Raw genomic sequence first — 15,920 nt, 5'->3', positions numbered from 1 at the left:
CAAGTCATTTATGAGCAAGATTCTAAAATCAGTCTTCAATAAAGCTTTCCTATTCACAATAGCCTCAGGGTTATTCAGTCTGGTAGCTCAGGCTCAAGACTATTATATCTATGTCACAGCAGAATCTGAGGATGAGGTGGCTTTGGTAAAATTTGATGGAGAAAATGCCACTATTGAAGAGACGATTCCCGTAGGAGTTTGGCCAGCCGAAATAGAAGGCCCTCATGGAATAAATGTTAGCCCGGATGGTAAATATTGGTATTTGTCGCTTGCCCATGGCAATCCTTATGGCACTTTGTACAAATACTCTACTGCTACCAATGAGGTCGTTGACACCGTGATGCTTGGCTTATTCCCTGCCTCACTTCAAGTATCCAAAGCAACAGGGCTTTTGTATTGCGTGAATTTTAACCTACATGGTGATATGGTTCCTAGTACCGTTTCCGTCGTAGACCCCGAGGAGATGATTGAAATTGAAAAAATTGAAACGGGTGTAATGCCTCATGGCTCTAGAATCTCTGCTGACGGCATGTATCATTATTCGGTGGGAATGATGTCTGGTGAATTATTTGAGATTTCAACAACCAAATTGAAAGTAAATAGAAAATTAAATCTTGATGGAGTAGAAGAGGAACAGCCTGCCATGGGAGGAATGGACCACAGCATGATGGATCACTCAAAAATGGGGCATACATCGATGAGTACTCCGATGTATCATAGTGCTACGAAGCCCACTTGGGCAATGCCTCATCCTACAAATGGGAAAGTGTATGTTGCGGGTAACGGGTCCGATGAAATTCTGGAAGTAGATCTAGAAAAGTGGGAAATCACAGACAGATTCAAAACTGGAAAAGCACCCTATAATCTGGACATTTCTCCAGATGGGAAGTATTTGGTAGCCACCTACAAAGGAAGTGGTGAAACTGGGATTTGGGATTTAAAAAAGAAGAAAGAACTTCCTCGTGTCAAAAATACGAGGATGGTTTCCCATGGTGTAAGCATTTCTCCTGATAGCAAATATGCTTTTATTTCTGTGGAAGGGATCGGCGGTGAGCCGGGGACCATGGATGTGATCGATATCAAAAATGCCAAAAAAGTGGCTTCAGTAGATATGGGAAAACAAGCAGGTGGTATTATCTTTTGGAAAATGGAATAAAAGGATTGTTGAACCTGATTTTCAAAAGAAGTAATGCTTTGAAAACGAAAGCTTCAACTCATTTTTAAAGGATCAAATTTTATGAATACTAATAATTAACTTCTACTATTAACTGATATTTTAGTTCGTAACAAAAAAGGAAGACTCCAAATTGGTTTCTTCCTTTTTTATTGGAGATCTATCACCTTATAATCAATCTCTAAAAACTTATCCACATAATCATCCCAATACATTTTTAAAAACAGGGAATGATGCGGATGGTCATTGTAAGCATCATAAGCTTCTTGGCTTTCAAACTCCATTTTTAAGCCATATTCATACTCATTTTTAGGACTGGTTTCATCCAATACCAGAAAATTCTTTACAACTGAGATGGTGGATAATTTTGAAGCTGCATTCAAAAATATCTTTTCTTCAGAAGAACCCTTGGGGTATTTTAACTTAAAAAAAACACTGTGATTGATCATAGTAAAAGAATTTAAAATGAAAAGTGTGGCAATAATGATACACAGAAAATAAATACTAAGGCCATTATCCTATAAAATTAATTTTTCATTCTAAAAAGAATAGTCTATTTTGTCATAAAGAAACAATATAAAATTAATTTTCATTTCGCAATACAACTTCCATTATGACCCTAAAATTACTACGTAAAGCGGGCTTCTTCTCACTGATTGCGCTATTTTCTTTTGAGATTTCAGCTCAAACTGAAAAGAAAATGCCTCCAATAATCGATGTGCATGTGCATGCTTCAAAAGTAAACCCTGCATTCGCATCTGATCTCTGTCCCTGGTTCCTTACCTCCATGCCTGGAAGTGGGCCCAATCAACCAGCCCCCTCTTTTTTAAATAATGATTGCGTGGATCCATTGAAAGCTGCAAAATCTGATCAGGAAATGCAAGATGCCATTATATCTGCTACTGAACGGCTAAATGTCACGATGGTTGTCAGTGGAGATGCGGAAATTATCCATAATTGGTATAATGCAGCTCCTGACCGTATTATTCCTTCTATTGGAATTGGGCAGAATATGAGTGTGGAAGCATTCAGGGATTCCTTGTCTGGCGGTTTTTATAAAGTCATGGGAGAGATTGCTCCTCAATACCAAGGTAAATCCCCGAGTGACATGTCTTTGGATGAATATTTTGGAGTAGCGGAAGAACTGGGTATTCCTGTAGGTATCCATATGGGAACTGGTGGAAATGGAATGGCAAATATCACAAGCCCCTCTTATAGAGCCTCTATGGGAAATCCCTTCTTATTGGAAGACATGCTCGCAAGACATCCCAAATTAAAAATCTGGGTCATGCATGCAGGATACCCTATGATCGATGAAATGATCGCTTTGATGGGGGCCAATGCCTATGTTTATGTGGATTTGGCTGGTTTAATCTGGAGCTATCCTCAAGATGAGATTCATGACTATTTGAAGAGATTGGTTCAAGCAGGTTTTGGAAAACGAATTTTGTACGGAACAGACCTGATGATTTGGCCCAAGCTGTTGGAAACATCCATTGGCTTAATCCAAAATGCTACCTATCTATCCTATGATCAAAAACGGGATATTTTCTTCAACAATGCGGTCAGGTTCTTCAATTTAGATGCCTCAAAATTTGAATAACCATAGAAAACATTAGAAGTAAAGGAGTGGACCAAGTTCACTCCTTTACTTTTTTTATAGAGAGAATTGAAAGTATGCTTCATTTGAAAGCATAACTATCTCATTTTCAATTGACAATTTGCTCTTTTTTGTGGATATTCCTTATAGCTTTTTTGATTTCAATTGGCATCTAACTAATTAATCTCAATTTTTAGATAATTGCGAGCCATAATTTTTAGTATGAACAAAAGACCTCGAAATAAGCATTAAAGCGAAATCTGAATCCATTGATTCGATTTTTCACCTAATTCTTAGAATGATGAAACAGAAAATTACCTATGCTGGAATAAATCGTGTGGTGGAAAATGACGATGATATGAATTCCTTGTTGGATATTTCCATTGCTAATCAAATTACCCATTTGCATGAATGTGGAGGGCATGGAAGATGCACCACCTGTAGAGTCAGGATCCTGGAAGGAATCAATAACTTAAATCCTAAAAACCAGCTCGAACAGGAAACCTCTTACGCAAGAAAATGGGACCCTTCAATCCGACTTGCCTGCCAATCCTACCCAAAAGGTGACGTAACCTTACAACGCTTGATCTGGTCTATGGGTGAAGTGAATCAATTGCAAAAAGAGCTCTCTCCCATAGGAAAAGCAGAAGAAAGACCCATTGCGATCCTTTTTTGTGATTTAAGAAATTATACCAATCTCTCTTCCAATAACCTGAATTACGACATCGCTTTCTTGCTCAATAAGTTTTATACGGCATTAGGTGACCCAATTCTGATGAATAACGGAATCATATACCAATATGTAGGAGATGAAATAATTGGAGTTTTTGGAACCACCGGAGGCACAAGGGATAAAATTTGTAAAGATGCCATCCGAGCCGGTTTGGGGATGCACTATGCCTTGACACATCTTAATAACACTGAATTAAAGGATTTGGACATCAAATTAGATTCTGGTATAGGAATCAATTTTGGTAAAGCCTATATAGGACATTTGGGACATCCTACCCATAAGCAATTTTCAGTCATTGGTGACCCTGTCAATGTAGCTAGTAGAATTCAGGAACAAACGAAAGTTACCCAATCCAAAATCCTCATTTCTAAAACAGTCTATAATAGTATTCCCAAAGACACGCTTGAAATTGGGGAAACGTACGTGAAAGAGCTAAAAGGGAAAGAAGAACCTGCCGAATTGTTTGAATTATTGGGATTTAAGGAAATGGATATGCAATTAGAACTTCAAGCCTCTCTTCCTATCATGATGGAAAACCCTGAAGAGTTTGCCTCCATATTCTATGAAAAAGTTTTTGAAATCGACCCAGAAGCCAAAAGTCTTTTCAGAAATAATATGACCGATCAAGGTCGTCTCTTGACCCATATGTTAGGTGGCATCATATATTCCCTATCCCGTCCAGAACACTTGGTCACAGGCTTGCAGCGATTGGGTGAGAATCATGTAAAATATGGAGTGCAGGCGACACATTACCCTGTTGTAAAGGAAGCTATGCTTTATACCATCAATAAGACCTTAGGAGAAAGCAATACTGAAAAATGTATGACGGCTTGGAATTCAGCCCTAGATTTCGTCATGGAGGTCATGAAAGGAAAAGAAACCCCGTCTTAATGGGAATTTGCAGGACAGCAAAGGATACCCTTTGACCAATAAATGGAATAATTTGAAATTCGATTCGTCCCAGTTCTGGCATGAATTTGTTATTATTACCAAGATGAAAATTCTCAATCCCCTTCTTTTATTCTTAATTTTAAGTACTCAGGTCGCTTTTACCCAGACAGCTGTAAATGAGGATTATTGGCCTGATGGTTCGAAAATTTCTCCCTGGTTTCATGATTATACTAAACTAGAATTAAAGGATTTAGGGAAACAATATCGGATCACTTCCCATGGAGTATTAGCAGATAGCACACTCCTTCAAACCCAAAAAATTCAGCGAATTATTGACGAGGCAAGTCAATCAGGAGGGGGAGTTATTATCATTCCAAAAGGAACATTTTTAAGCGGCGCTATATTTTTCAAGCCCAACACACGCTTACATCTAGAAGAAGGAGCCGTATTGAAAGGTTCTGACGACATTGCCAATTATCCAAAAATCCCATCCCGCATGGAAGGACAAAATCTAGACTATTTCGCTGCATTGGTGAATGCTTATGAGGTAGATGGATTCTCCATTACAGGTAAAGGAACCATAAATGGTAACGGGTTGAACTTTTGGAAAGCATTCTGGAAAAGAAGAGAGGAAGACCCTAATTGCACCAATTTGGAAGTTTCCAGGCCTAGATTAGTATTTATTTGGAAAAGTAATGACGTCCAGTTACAGGATGTGAAATTGATCAATGCAGGTTTTTGGAGTAGTCATTATTACCAATGCAACAATATTAAAATCTTAGACCTCACCATTACCTCTCCTCATGAACCCATCAAAGCGCCAAGTACGGATGCCATAGACTTAGATGTAGTTAATAATGTTCTTATCAAAGGCTGCTACCTCGCCGTAAATGACGATGCCATTGCCTTAAAAGGTGGAAAAGGGCCTTGGGCGGATGAAGACCCAAACAATGGAGAAAACACCCACATTATAATCGAGGATAGCGAATTCGGCTTTTGCCATTCCGCCCTCACCAATGGAAGTGAATCCATTCATAATAAGAATGTGATCATGAGGAATATAAAAATTCAGGATGCCCGAAGGCTTTTATGGTTAAAAATGCGTCCAGACACCCCTCAACACTATGAATTCATTACAGTAGAGAATATTACCGGGCAGGCATACAGCATGATTTATGTGAAGCCATGGACTCAATTTTTCGATCTAAAGGGAAGAAAAGAAGTTCCAAAATCATTTTCGGACCATATTACCATGAAAAACATCAACTTGGAATGCGATATCTTTTTTGATGTGGCGATTACAGAACATGATCGACTAGCCGAATTTAAATTTGAGAATCTTAAAATCAAGGCAAAAAATGACACCTTCGATCCAAGCATCGTCTCCGGGTTTGACTTAAAAAATGTGCGCGTAAATGGAAAAGCATTAGATTAAATTCTTGCCACACCTTCCATTAACTCCTGTTTACCAATCGATGGATAAAGTCCATTTTAGCTTTTACTATTGGGCTAATCACGAAAGGGTACATATCGGGCATCCCCATGGATCGGTTTAGACTATTGATTGCAAAAGAGATGGGACCCCAGTCTTTTAAAATTTTCTCAAAATCCGTACACTCATAGGGGTCAAAACCTATAGACCCATTTAAAGTATTCTCGTAGAGTTTTGGCTCCACTTTCATCCCAAAATAATAAGAGGTCTCTGCCATATCCATGATATGAAGATAATGGGCCCATGTCTCCGCCCAATCCTCCCATGGATGAGATGTAGCATATTGACTTATAAAGTTTTGCTGCCAGTTGACGAGAGGGCCATTCACATAGTAGCTATTTAAGGAGTCTGCATAATTCACTCGTTCATCCCCAAAGATGTTTCTAAATTCCTGGAGTGTAGTAGGATTATTAAATACCAAACGATCCCAAAAATAATGACCTACCTCGTGCCTAAAATGTCCTATCAAAGTTCGATAAGGTTCTTCGAACTCTTTCTTCATTTGCTCTCGATGGACAGCATCTGCTTCAGAAAGTAGAATAGTAATCACCCCATTATCATGTCCTGTCATCGCCTTTTCACCAATTCCATAGTGGTTGTTAATAAAGTCAAAAGTTAGACCATTGGTGTCTTCCGTTTTAGATTGTGGATTCAACCCTAACCTAACCAATTGATAAATGAGCCTATGTTTTGCGATTTCAAGTTTCTGCCACTTTTTGAAATTTTCTGCATCCGATAAATCTGGAATGGTTCTATTGAGTTTGCAGGCATCACAAAAATCTTCCTGATCACTTACAGGAATCAGCCAATTACAAACTCCAAATTCTTTGTTTCTACAAAATTTAAATTCAGAATTATCTCCATCAGATTTCAACGAGTTCAATCCGTTTTCGAATGTTTTCAGATCCAACAAAGAAGTGGAGAATCCGGCCAAATGTCCACATTTCTCGCAGCTTTGATTTTCAAAATAAAGCGGTTGAAAACACTTCTCACATTCGAATATCTTCATCTAGTCTCCTTTTTCTTTAAAGCTTGTCCTGAATATAAATCCTTTAGGTTCGGATTAGTTCAAATATGCAATATCAAATAGTAAACCCTTACTACAAATAACCCCTTAAGTCACTATTTTTTCTATTAATTCTACAATTACAGGGCGAAAACTTACTTGATTTTAAAATTATTTATTTAATTTCCTTAAGTCAGTTAACATCTTACCTATTTTTTATATGAAAAAGCTTATAGCAGAATTTATCGGTACCCTTTGGCTAGTTCTTGGGGGCTGTGGCAGTGCCGTTTTGGCGGCTGGTTTCCCTGAACTGGGAATAGGTTTTTTAGGAGTAGCATTGGCATTTGGACTCACTGTCCTGACCATGGCTTATGCGATTGGACATATCAGTGGCTGTCATTTAAACCCAGCAGTCTCCATTGGTTTATGGGCGGGAGGTAGATTTGAGGGCAAGGATTTACTTCCTTACATTATCGCTCAAGTCTTAGGAGGCTTATGCGGTGCCGCTATTTTATATGCCATCGCTACAGGAAAGGCAGGTGTGGAATTAGGAGGGTTTGCTTCAAATGGATATGGAGAAGCTTCTCCAGGAGGTTATTCGATGGGCTCTGCTTTGATTACTGAGATAGTCATGACTTACTTTTTCCTAATCGTGATTTTGGGGGCTACTCACGGAAAAGCCCCTGCTGGATTTGGTGGTATCGCAATAGGATTGGCTTTAGTTCTGATTCATTTGATTTCTATACCTGTTACCAACACTTCTGTCAATCCAGCCAGGAGTACGAGCCAAGCAATCTTTGCTGGAGGCATCTTTTTAAAACAATTATGGCTATTTTGGGTTGCTCCTGTATTAGGGGCATTTTTAGCAGGAATTACCTATAAATTTCTCTCTTCATCTGAATAATTCAAGTAAAATTTAAATATTTGTAGACTATTTTATATTATCCTTAAATGTAAAGAACATGAAGTATTTCAAAATTCTTACGCTAGTACTTTTCTTTGGACTGGCAGCATCTCTTGAAAGTAACGCTCAAGAACTAGGTATTCGCTTCGGTCAATTTGGAGGTAACAATGTGGCCATTGATGGAGTATTCTCCCTTGGTGAATTTAGCCGTGTCCATGGTGATGTAAGTTTCGGTTCGGGTGTTGGAATTGATCTATTGTGGAACCCCATTTACAGACCAGTGAGTACCAGTGATTTCAATTGGTATTTAGGTGTAGGTCCTTCTTTGTACATCGATGATCCATTCTCTTTAGGGGTGGCTGGTGAAATAGGAATTGAATATGCTTTCGAAGACGTTCCAATTGTGATAGGTGCAGACTGGAGACCAACGTTTAGGATCATTGAAGACACAGATTTCTTTGCAGATGTCTTTGGTCTCAATATTCGATGGAGATTTGGAAAAGTAGAATAAGATATACATAACTAGAGCAGGTAAATAACCTGCTCTTTTTTTATGGAATTGATTGTTGAAGGAACATATCTCTTAGAAAAGTTTAGCGGGAAAGGTGGATGGACGTTCATAAAACTTCCAGGGGATTTAATCAAGTCTGGTAAGGCTTTCGGGATGATGAAAATCTCGGGATCTATTGATGATTATTCATTTGAAGGCAAACACCTCCTTCCCATGGGAAATGGTTATGTGTTTTTACCTGTAGCCAAACCCATAAGGAAAATCCTAGGAAAGGAAGAAGGGGATGAAGTATCAATTAAGTTGTATAGAGAAGAAATTCCCAATACCACTCCCCAAGAACTGATCTTATGTCTCCAAGATGACCCCGGAAAATTGGATTTATTCAATCAGCTACCCAAAGAAGAGCAAAATAGTTGGATCAGCTATATCTATGCTGTAGATGATATGGAGGCTAAATCCAATCGAATCATCAAACTTCTGAATTCGCTATGTTGAAGCTTTAAAATTCAACTATAATTCCAACTGTTGGAAGAATAGTCCCCGCAGTATTTTCAATGAATTTAAGTTGATAGCGAGAAGGATCATTTGGATCAACTTTTATATCCCCATTTTCATCACGAACAGGTACCAATAAATCAGGTTGTTCCGCCTCGTAATTGTATGCATTTTGTATATCCACATACCAGTTCAAACTCCATTTTGGGAAATAATACTTTTTATCAACACGCAAATCAAGTTGATGGAAAGCAGAAAGTCGTTGTGTATTGATCTGATTGAAATCTAAAATAGGTTGACCTCTCAAATCCCAGTTGCTGATCAAGGATGATTCTTCTACATCGTAAGGAGTATAAGGTGTTCCGCCCAAAAATCTCCACCTTCCGCCAAGCTCCCAATTTTTATTAAATCGTTTGCCTGCGGTTAAACTCAAAATCACTTTATTATCCCAGGAAGAAGGTATAAATCCTTCCGTATTTGGGTTTGTAAATTCACTTCGTACCAAGGTCAAAGAGGCTATCCCATAGAAATTATTAAAAAGCCTTTGCTGTGCCAAAAACTCCAACCCAAATGCCCTTCCTTCTGCATTTGATTCTACGGGCTCATTTCCTATCACCCCAAAGTCAGCACCGAGATTTGCTAAAGCAATGCCATTTCGAATAGAAGAAGGATAGTTCTTATATTTTTTGTAAAAAGCCTCCATCGTAAACCTTCTATTTCGTTGCGGTGCCAAAAACTCCAATCCTGCGATCAGTTGGTTATTTTGAATAAATCTTACATCCGTATTTTGATTGACTAATTCGCCGGAATTGTTTCTATATCCTAGTACTGTATACGGAGGTTTCTGGTAATATATACCAGCATTGGCGGTGGCAAATAAATTAGGCTTCAGCTGATAGGAAATAGAAACTCTGGGGCTGAACTGATTTAAAGGGTTTTGCGCGGTCTTTCCAAAATCGGAGCCATCTATTCTTATTCCACCTGAAACCAAGAGTCGTTCATCTGAAGAATATTTAGTTCCAGAGATAAATGCTCCATACTGATTGAAATTAGAAGTTGATTCTACATCAATCACTTCTGAAGAATTCGCTAAAGTGGCACGGTCAAAGTTTTTAATGTAATACCTGGAATACTCATAATTAATTCCATATTTCAGGGTATAACCATTTCCGAAAATACTATTCTCTGCTCTGAATTTATTTTCTGATTCTTGGGAAATATATCGATACAATAGATTGGACTCAGAGCTTTCTTCATTTCGAAAGTACTTTTCAGCTTCATTATTCAGCATATTTCTACTCAATACGAATGTCCAGAATCCATTCTCCCTGAACCGTTTTAATTTTAGCCCTGTAGTATAATTCCATTGGCTTTGAACCGGCAAAACATCCAATAAATAAAGGCGGTTTTCCAACTCTTCTTCACTCTCATCTTCTGGAATATCCTGATTCAATTCAAATTGATCAATGGCACCAACTCCAATAAATGTCAACTCTGTTTTATCATTCAGTTTGGTGGTAGTTTTCACTTGAAAATCATTGAACGTGGGCAAAAAGGGCAAGCCCAAAACTTTAAACAAACCCTGTAAATAAGATCTTCTAGCAGAAACTAGATAGGTTGTCTTTTCTCCAATCGGACCTTCATTGGAAAGGGTTAACTCAGATGCTCCTAAAGTCAATTGGGTCTGCATACTTTCCCTATTCCCTTCTTTCAACTGAATTTCAAAGAAGGAACTCAAGGCATCCATTCTATTAGCTGGAAATCCACCAGCAATCAAATCTACATTTTTTATTAGGTTGACATTCAAAAGGCCGACAGGTCCACCCGAGGAACCTTGAGTAGAGAAATGGTTAATTACTGGTACTTCAATCTCATCCACAAAAAACTTGTTTTCATTCGGTGCTCCACCACGAATCAAAATATCATTTCGGAAACTTGGTGTACTTGCTACTCCAGGTAAGGCCTGTATAACTCTTGAAATATCTCTATTCCCACCAGGGTACCTTTCTATTTCATTGCTATTTAGCTTCCTAACGGAAAGGGGTGTTTCCTCAGATCTTGAAAACTCAGAACTTACTACAACTTCTCCAAGCTCTGAGGCATCTTCTGTCAATTCAAAATCCAACTGCACAGATTTAGCCAAAGTAACTCGAACCTCATACCTGGTTTCAGTCTTGTAACCTACAAAACTTGCGCGCACATTATATAATCCTGGAGGAATGCTTTCGATAATGTAGTTGCCTTCCTCATCAGAAATTGCACCGTACTCAGTTTCCAATACCAAAACATTGGCAAAGGCCACTGGCTCCCCATTGGAAGGATTGATAATCCGTCCTCTAATCACTCCTTGGGAAAATGCAGAAATAGATATTAATACAATTAGAAATGTCAGTACTCTAGTTTTCATTGCGATGGGTAGTTCTAAAACAAAATAGTTTTAGGAAGAAAAAGTTTAGTTAAATGCGGTTTTATTTTACCATTTCTTCTTTTTTTCTCCACAACCTCCACCAAGGTGTGCCTGGAGAATCATGATGCTCGTAGTGATAGCCAAAGAAATAGCATGAAATAAAAGCCCATAGGTGATTTTTGGACTGTGTGTTGGAATGGTGTTTATTATCACTTTCCCCACGATGAGGAAGGTAAGTTCCGAAGTAAAATAGTTGAAATGTGGATAACACAGCTGGAAGCATCCAGAATATTATCAAGTTATCCACAGGAAGAAATAGCTTTAAAATATTGAAGGTGATAGCCATTAGGAGAATTTGCCAAACGCTGAGATACTGTTTGATGAAGCTAAAATACCAAACAAAGAAATTATCAGAATGATGGTAATCCGGATCTTGATCTGTGGCCACAAACCGATGATGTTCATGATGTTTGGGAAACAATTTCCAATAGAAATTGTACGAAAAAAGAAGGGCTGCAAATACGCCTATTACATTGTTTACAATTTTATTGGATGAAACCAATCCATGCATGGCGTCATGTGCAGTAATAAACAACCCTGTATACAAGTGCATTTGGATCAATACAAAAAGATAGGTAAGAGGATTAGACCAATTAATGTTCCACTGAAGTAAAAAGACCATTGATGTACTCCAGCAAGCTATAATCAAGATAGCCACCAACACCCCAGTAGGGTCTATATGTTTGTTTCCTAAAATTTGATTTCCTGCAATCATACCTGCAAGCAAGTTGAGTTAAATCAGAAAGTCAAGATTTTCTCTCGAACTTGTTCCATTAACCACATCGGAGTAGAAGTCGCTCCACAAATACCAACCGTTTCATTGGGGTTAAACCAATCAGGTTTAATCTGGTCGGCATTGGAAACAAAAAATGTATTTGGATTTTTTTCTTTGCAGACATTGTACAGCACTTTGCCATTGGAGGATTTAGTGCCACTCACAAAAATGATCTTATCAAAGCGATCTGCAAAAGCTCTCAACTCCTTATCTCGATTTGATACTTGTCTACAAATGGTATCATTCGTATTTACAGAAATCCCATTCTGCTTTAGTATCTCATTGATCTCGTAAAATTTATCCGTGCTTTTGGTAGTCTGGCTGTATAGCGTAATATTTTTAGGAAGAGTTGCTAAATCTAATTCCGAGATATCCTGAAAAACTACCGCCTTATTACTGGTCTGTCCCAAGAGCCCAATCACTTCTGCATGCCCATGCTTTCCATAAATATAAATCGTCTCATCCTTATCGAATGAATTTTTGATCCTATTCTGAAGTTTCAAAACCACTGGACAACTAGCATCGATAAGAGTCAGATTATTATTGATTGCCAATTGATAAGTAGATGGTGGTTCTCCATGAGCCCTGATCAACACTTTCTGGTCTCTCAATTCCTTCAGATCATCATGATTAATGATCTTCAACCCTTTCTTAGTCAGACGGTTTACCTCCTCATCATTATGCACGATATCCCCTAAGCAATATAAATATCCTTGTTCATCCAGGATTTCTTCTGCCATTTCAATAGCATAAACCACCCCAAAGCAAAAGCCCGAATGATCATCTATATGTACTTCAAGTTGCATCATAGCCTATTAACTTTCAATAGATTGAAATGTTTGTTGATTCCTAAATCTTTCATAAAAAGAGATATTCATCAATAATAAGGTCATCGAATAGATGGTATCTTCTACAGGTACCGTCCATATTCTAATCCCTAGATTTTCTGCATTATTATAAATTACTACAGGTTCCTCAGTAAGTCCTCCAGTCAATATGCCATTGCATAGGAATAGAGGAATAAGATGTACTAAGTAGGTAAATAAGAATTTACCCAAATATTTATCATTAAATACCAGAAAATGAGCAATTAATGCGCCCGCTCCGATGAAGAAATTAATGGATGTATATAACTTATCCAAATGCATGAATCCCAAACCAATAAGAAATGGAACCATTATATAGACAAAAGGCTTCCCAAAATCCTTCAAAGGGTCTGCAGGAAAAAAATAATTCAATACTTCATAAATAAACACACAGGCAAATGGTACTGTCAAAAAAAACAGCCATTCTTCCAATGGTAAATCAAAAAAGTAAATCCCCAAAATATAGGTTGGGTTAAACTCCCAAACACCCAATTTGGTAAACCAATGATCCCAAATCAAAAAGAAAGTACCCGTAAGGAAGATCGCAGGAAACAAGAATTTCCAATTTTTGAAATATTGAATCTTTTGCTCAAATGACCTTACCAAAGGAAAGGAAATGGTAAAGAGATTAACACCCAAGTATAAATACTTTTCCATATCAAGTAATACCTAACTTATTCACAAAATAAGTACCGATTAACAAGGAGAGTTTTTTGGAATTCGGAATCCTTATTCTGGTCTGGGTGATGGTTTCAGCTGGCAACCCTTTGATCTTATCAAACAGCTTTTGATAATAGAGATAGGCTACTTTCACGCCTAGCTTTGCACCAATTGGTAGTTGTTCAATTCCAATCAGTGAATCATCAAAATCCTGCTGGATGTCTTCTTCAATTTGTTTTTTAACAATTTTATCAAAATGAGTGAACTCAACTCCGGGGAAGTATACTCTTCCTCGCTCTTCATAATCACTTTTAATATCTCTCAGGAAATTTACTTTCTGGAAAGCAGCTCCTAGTTTACAAGCAGGAACTTTCAACTTTTCATATTCAGCCTCATCCCCTTCACAAAAGACCTTCAAACACATGAGTCCTACTACCTCGGCTGAACCATAGATATATTCATTGTACTTGGAATCATCATACGTCTTAAAATCCAAATCCATTTCCATGCTATGGAGAAAGGCTTCTATTAATTCTTGATCAATATGATATTTATTGACAACCAATTGAAAAGCGTGAAGCACAGGATTTAATGAAATCCCTGTTTCTATCGCTTCATAGGTATCTTTCTTAAACCTTGCCAACAATTTCTCCTTATCTTGATCATGAAATGTATCCACAATTTCATCCGCATATCGGACAAATCCATAAATCGCATAAACTGGCAAATGGAATTTTTGATCCAAAGTTTTGATACCCAACGTGAAACTGGTGCTATATCGTTGCGTGATTAGCTTGCTACACTCAAAAGTTGTCTGATCGAATAGATCTCTTGGGTTCATCATATATTAATATATCAATAATTCATTAATTATTTTCTTTGATCACCTCATTTGCAACGACTTTGCCCGAAATTAAGGAAGGAGGAACTCCAGGACCTGGCACAGTTAGCTGCCCCGTATAATACAAGTTTGAAACTTTTTTGTTTTTAAGCGAGGGCTTTAAAATGGCAGTTTGAGTGAGCGTATTGGCCAAACCATAGGCATTGCCCTTGAAGGCATGGTAATCATTTTTGAAATCACGATGGGCATAGGACCTTTTGAAAATCACATGAGATCTAATTTCCTGTCCAGAAATCCTTTCTAACCTGTCCATGATGATATTGTAATATTTTTCTCTGATTTCTTCAGAGTCATCTAAATCGGGAGCTAATGGAATCAATAAAAACATATTTTCCATTCCTTCTGGTGCCACTGTCCTATCAGTAATAGACGGTACTGAAGCATAAAAAAGCGGTTTTTCTGGCCATCTTGGATGCGTATAAATGGCATCGGCATGAGGACCAAGCGGTTCATCAAAAAATAAATTATGATGACGAAGGTTTTCCAAACGCTTATCAATACCCAAATAAAACAACAAACTAGAAGGAGCCATCACACGCTTATCCCAATACTCTTCTGAATAGTTGCTGTATTTCGGATTAACTAAATGCTTATCCACATGATGATAGTCTGCCCCTGCAACAACCACATCTGCAGAAATTTTCTCTCCAGATATCAATCGGATCCGCTTTGCTATTCCATCTTCAATCTCAATTTCCTCCACTTCAGAACCGTAACAGATTTTAACCCCCTTTTCTTCAGCCAGACTGACCATTCCTTTGATTATTTCATGCATGCCTTTTTTGGGGTACCAAGTACCTAAAGCGATATCTGCATAATTCATCAAACTGTATAAAGCCGGTATATTTTCGGCAGTTTCACCTAGAAACAAGACTGGAAATTCCATCAAGCGAATAATCTTGTCAGATTTGAAGAATTTACGAACATGCTTGGACATGGATTGGAAAATATCCATTCTGAGCATATCCTTAAGCAAGGAGGGAGAAGTAAATTCAAATATAGACCGACTTGGCTTAGTTACTAAATCATGGATGCCTACCTGATACTTGTAAGCAGCCTGCTCCAAAAATTTATCCAATTGAACAGCTGCTCCAGGTTCAATTTTTTCAAGCATTTCTTTAAATGAATCTAGATTTGCTGGAATGTCCAGCACATCCTGTTCACCATAAATCACTGCATAGGAAGGGTCGAGTCGAATGAGGTCATAATAATCCGATGGACTTTTTCCAAAATCACCGAAATACTTTTCAAATACATCAGGCATCCAATACCAGCTTGGCCCCATATCAAAAACAAACCCCTGGTGTTCGAACTTTCTAGCTCTTCCACCGGGGGAATCATTTTTCTCTAGTATTGTAACCTGATAATTATTTACTGCTAAATGCGTAGCTGCCGAAAGTCCAGCAAAACCTGAACCGATTACTACCGCATGTTTATGAGACATA

Annotated in this window: 15 protein-coding genes; 7 read left to right on the top strand and 8 right to left on the bottom strand. The window is 38.0% G+C overall.

What is annotated here, in order from left to right:
- The first annotated feature begins 10 nt into the window (after positions 1-10).
- A complete protein-coding gene (locus tag BUR11_RS16035) occupies positions 11-1,156 on the top strand; it encodes a YncE family protein (protein WP_074225976.1) in 1,146 nt (381 codons plus the stop codon).
- Positions 1,157-1,323: 167 nt separating this feature from the next.
- Here the strand turns inward: BUR11_RS16035 and BUR11_RS16030 are convergent, their stop codons facing one another.
- The gene (locus tag BUR11_RS16030) at positions 1,324-1,623 is read right to left on the bottom strand and encodes a Dabb family protein (RefSeq protein WP_074225975.1); all 300 of its coding nucleotides are present in this window, start codon (positions 1,621-1,623) and stop codon (positions 1,324-1,326) included.
- A gap of 164 nt (positions 1,624-1,787) precedes the next feature.
- Between BUR11_RS16030 and BUR11_RS16025 the strand changes: the two genes are divergently transcribed.
- The 3 genes from BUR11_RS16025 (at position 1,788) to BUR11_RS16015 (ending at position 5,833) form a co-directional block, all read left to right on the top strand.
- Positions 1,788-2,777 carry an amidohydrolase family protein gene (locus tag BUR11_RS16025; RefSeq protein ID WP_084561019.1) on the top strand — a complete coding sequence of 330 codons (990 nt, stop codon included), beginning with the start codon at positions 1,788-1,790 and terminating at the stop codon, positions 2,775-2,777.
- Between the two features lie 295 nt (positions 2,778-3,072).
- Complete coding sequence (locus tag BUR11_RS16020; protein ID WP_084561017.1) at positions 3,073-4,398, top strand: adenylate/guanylate cyclase domain-containing protein; 1,326 nt, start codon at positions 3,073-3,075, stop codon at positions 4,396-4,398.
- Positions 4,399-4,501: 103 nt separating this feature from the next.
- Entirely contained in the window at positions 4,502-5,833 is a 1,332-nt protein-coding gene (locus BUR11_RS16015) for a rhamnogalacturonidase (protein WP_074226172.1), read from the top strand.
- Between the two features lie 19 nt (positions 5,834-5,852).
- Here the strand turns inward: BUR11_RS16015 and BUR11_RS16010 are convergent, their stop codons facing one another.
- Positions 5,853-6,899, bottom strand: coding sequence for a zinc-binding metallopeptidase family protein (locus BUR11_RS16010; RefSeq protein WP_074225973.1), 1,047 nt, complete (start codon positions 6,897-6,899; stop codon positions 5,853-5,855).
- 217 nt (positions 6,900-7,116) lie between these two features.
- On the opposite strand from BUR11_RS16010, the gene aqpZ reads away from it, so the two are divergent.
- Genes aqpZ through BUR11_RS15995 form a run of 3 tightly spaced genes read left to right on the top strand, consistent with a single transcriptional unit; the run spans position 7,117 to position 8,806 of the window.
- Complete coding sequence (gene aqpZ, locus BUR11_RS16005) at positions 7,117-7,800, top strand: aquaporin Z (RefSeq protein WP_074225972.1); 684 nt, start codon at positions 7,117-7,119, stop codon at positions 7,798-7,800.
- A gap of 58 nt (positions 7,801-7,858) precedes the next feature.
- A complete protein-coding gene (locus BUR11_RS16000) occupies positions 7,859-8,311 on the top strand; it encodes an outer membrane insertion C- signal (protein WP_074225971.1) in 453 nt (150 codons plus the stop codon).
- A 42-nt stretch (positions 8,312-8,353) separates the two neighbouring features.
- A complete protein-coding gene (locus BUR11_RS15995; RefSeq protein ID WP_074225970.1) occupies positions 8,354-8,806 on the top strand; it encodes a DUF1905 domain-containing protein in 453 nt (150 codons plus the stop codon).
- A gap of 4 nt (positions 8,807-8,810) precedes the next feature.
- On the opposite strand, the gene BUR11_RS15990 is transcribed toward BUR11_RS15995, so the two are convergent.
- From BUR11_RS15990 to BUR11_RS15965, 6 genes are all read right to left on the bottom strand, one after another.
- Positions 8,811-11,213: a TonB-dependent receptor gene (locus BUR11_RS15990; RefSeq protein WP_074225969.1), complete on the bottom strand. Its 2,403-nt coding sequence runs from the start codon at positions 11,211-11,213 to the stop codon at positions 8,811-8,813.
- Between the two features lie 61 nt (positions 11,214-11,274).
- A complete protein-coding gene (locus tag BUR11_RS15985; protein WP_074225968.1) occupies positions 11,275-11,988 on the bottom strand; it encodes a fatty acid desaturase in 714 nt (237 codons plus the stop codon).
- A gap of 23 nt (positions 11,989-12,011) precedes the next feature.
- Positions 12,012-12,857 carry a 4-hydroxy-3-methylbut-2-enyl diphosphate reductase gene (locus BUR11_RS15980; protein WP_200800417.1) on the bottom strand — a complete coding sequence of 282 codons (846 nt, stop codon included), beginning with the start codon at positions 12,855-12,857 and terminating at the stop codon, positions 12,012-12,014.
- A 6-nt stretch (positions 12,858-12,863) separates the two neighbouring features.
- Positions 12,864-13,571 carry a lycopene cyclase domain-containing protein gene (locus BUR11_RS15975; RefSeq protein WP_074225966.1) on the bottom strand — a complete coding sequence of 236 codons (708 nt, stop codon included), beginning with the start codon at positions 13,569-13,571 and terminating at the stop codon, positions 12,864-12,866.
- Between the two features lies 1 nt (position 13,572).
- Positions 13,573-14,415 carry a phytoene/squalene synthase family protein gene (locus tag BUR11_RS15970; protein WP_074226171.1) on the bottom strand — a complete coding sequence of 281 codons (843 nt, stop codon included), beginning with the start codon at positions 14,413-14,415 and terminating at the stop codon, positions 13,573-13,575.
- 25 nt (positions 14,416-14,440) lie between these two features.
- On the bottom strand, positions 14,441-15,919 hold the full coding sequence (locus BUR11_RS15965) for a phytoene desaturase family protein (RefSeq protein ID WP_074225965.1): 1,479 nt from the start codon (positions 15,917-15,919) through the stop codon (positions 14,441-14,443).
- Between the last annotated feature and the right edge of the window lies 1 nt (position 15,920).

Origin of the sequence: Algoriphagus halophilus, from assembly GCF_900129785.1 — a bacterium.
GTDB classification, from domain to species: domain Bacteria; phylum Bacteroidota; class Bacteroidia; order Cytophagales; family Cyclobacteriaceae; genus Algoriphagus; species Algoriphagus halophilus.
The sequence above is the reverse complement of the archived record's forward strand: the minus strand, read 5'-3'. Positions and strand labels throughout refer to the sequence as shown.

Excerpts from the sequence above, each read along its gene's own strand:
- BUR11_RS16035 (WP_074225976.1), top strand. The coding sequence starts at position 11 with ATGAGCAAGATTCTAAAATCAGTCTTCAATAAAGCTTTCCTATTCACA.
- BUR11_RS16030 (WP_074225975.1), bottom strand. The coding sequence starts at position 1,623 with ATGATCAATCACAGTGTTTTTTTTAAGTTAAAATACCCCAAGGGTTCT.
- BUR11_RS16025 (WP_084561019.1), top strand. The coding sequence starts at position 1,788 with ATGACCCTAAAATTACTACGTAAAGCGGGCTTCTTCTCACTGATTGCG.
- BUR11_RS16020 (WP_084561017.1), top strand. The coding sequence starts at position 3,073 with ATGATGAAACAGAAAATTACCTATGCTGGAATAAATCGTGTGGTGGAA.
- BUR11_RS16015 (WP_074226172.1), top strand. The coding sequence starts at position 4,502 with ATGAAAATTCTCAATCCCCTTCTTTTATTCTTAATTTTAAGTACTCAG.
- BUR11_RS16010 (WP_074225973.1), bottom strand. The coding sequence starts at position 6,899 with ATGAAGATATTCGAATGTGAGAAGTGTTTTCAACCGCTTTATTTTGAA.
- aqpZ (WP_074225972.1), top strand. The coding sequence starts at position 7,117 with ATGAAAAAGCTTATAGCAGAATTTATCGGTACCCTTTGGCTAGTTCTT.
- BUR11_RS16000 (WP_074225971.1), top strand. The coding sequence starts at position 7,859 with ATGAAGTATTTCAAAATTCTTACGCTAGTACTTTTCTTTGGACTGGCA.
- BUR11_RS15995 (WP_074225970.1), top strand. The coding sequence starts at position 8,354 with ATGGAATTGATTGTTGAAGGAACATATCTCTTAGAAAAGTTTAGCGGG.
- BUR11_RS15990 (WP_074225969.1), bottom strand. The coding sequence starts at position 11,213 with ATGAAAACTAGAGTACTGACATTTCTAATTGTATTAATATCTATTTCT.
- BUR11_RS15985 (WP_074225968.1), bottom strand. The coding sequence starts at position 11,988 with ATGATTGCAGGAAATCAAATTTTAGGAAACAAACATATAGACCCTACT.
- BUR11_RS15980 (WP_200800417.1), bottom strand. The coding sequence starts at position 12,857 with ATGATGCAACTTGAAGTACATATAGATGATCATTCGGGCTTTTGCTTT.
- BUR11_RS15975 (WP_074225966.1), bottom strand. The coding sequence starts at position 13,571 with ATGGAAAAGTATTTATACTTGGGTGTTAATCTCTTTACCATTTCCTTT.
- BUR11_RS15970 (WP_074226171.1), bottom strand. The coding sequence starts at position 14,415 with ATGAACCCAAGAGATCTATTCGATCAGACAACTTTTGAGTGTAGCAAG.
- BUR11_RS15965 (WP_074225965.1), bottom strand. The coding sequence starts at position 15,919 with ATGTCTCATAAACATGCGGTAGTAATCGGTTCAGGTTTTGCTGGACTT.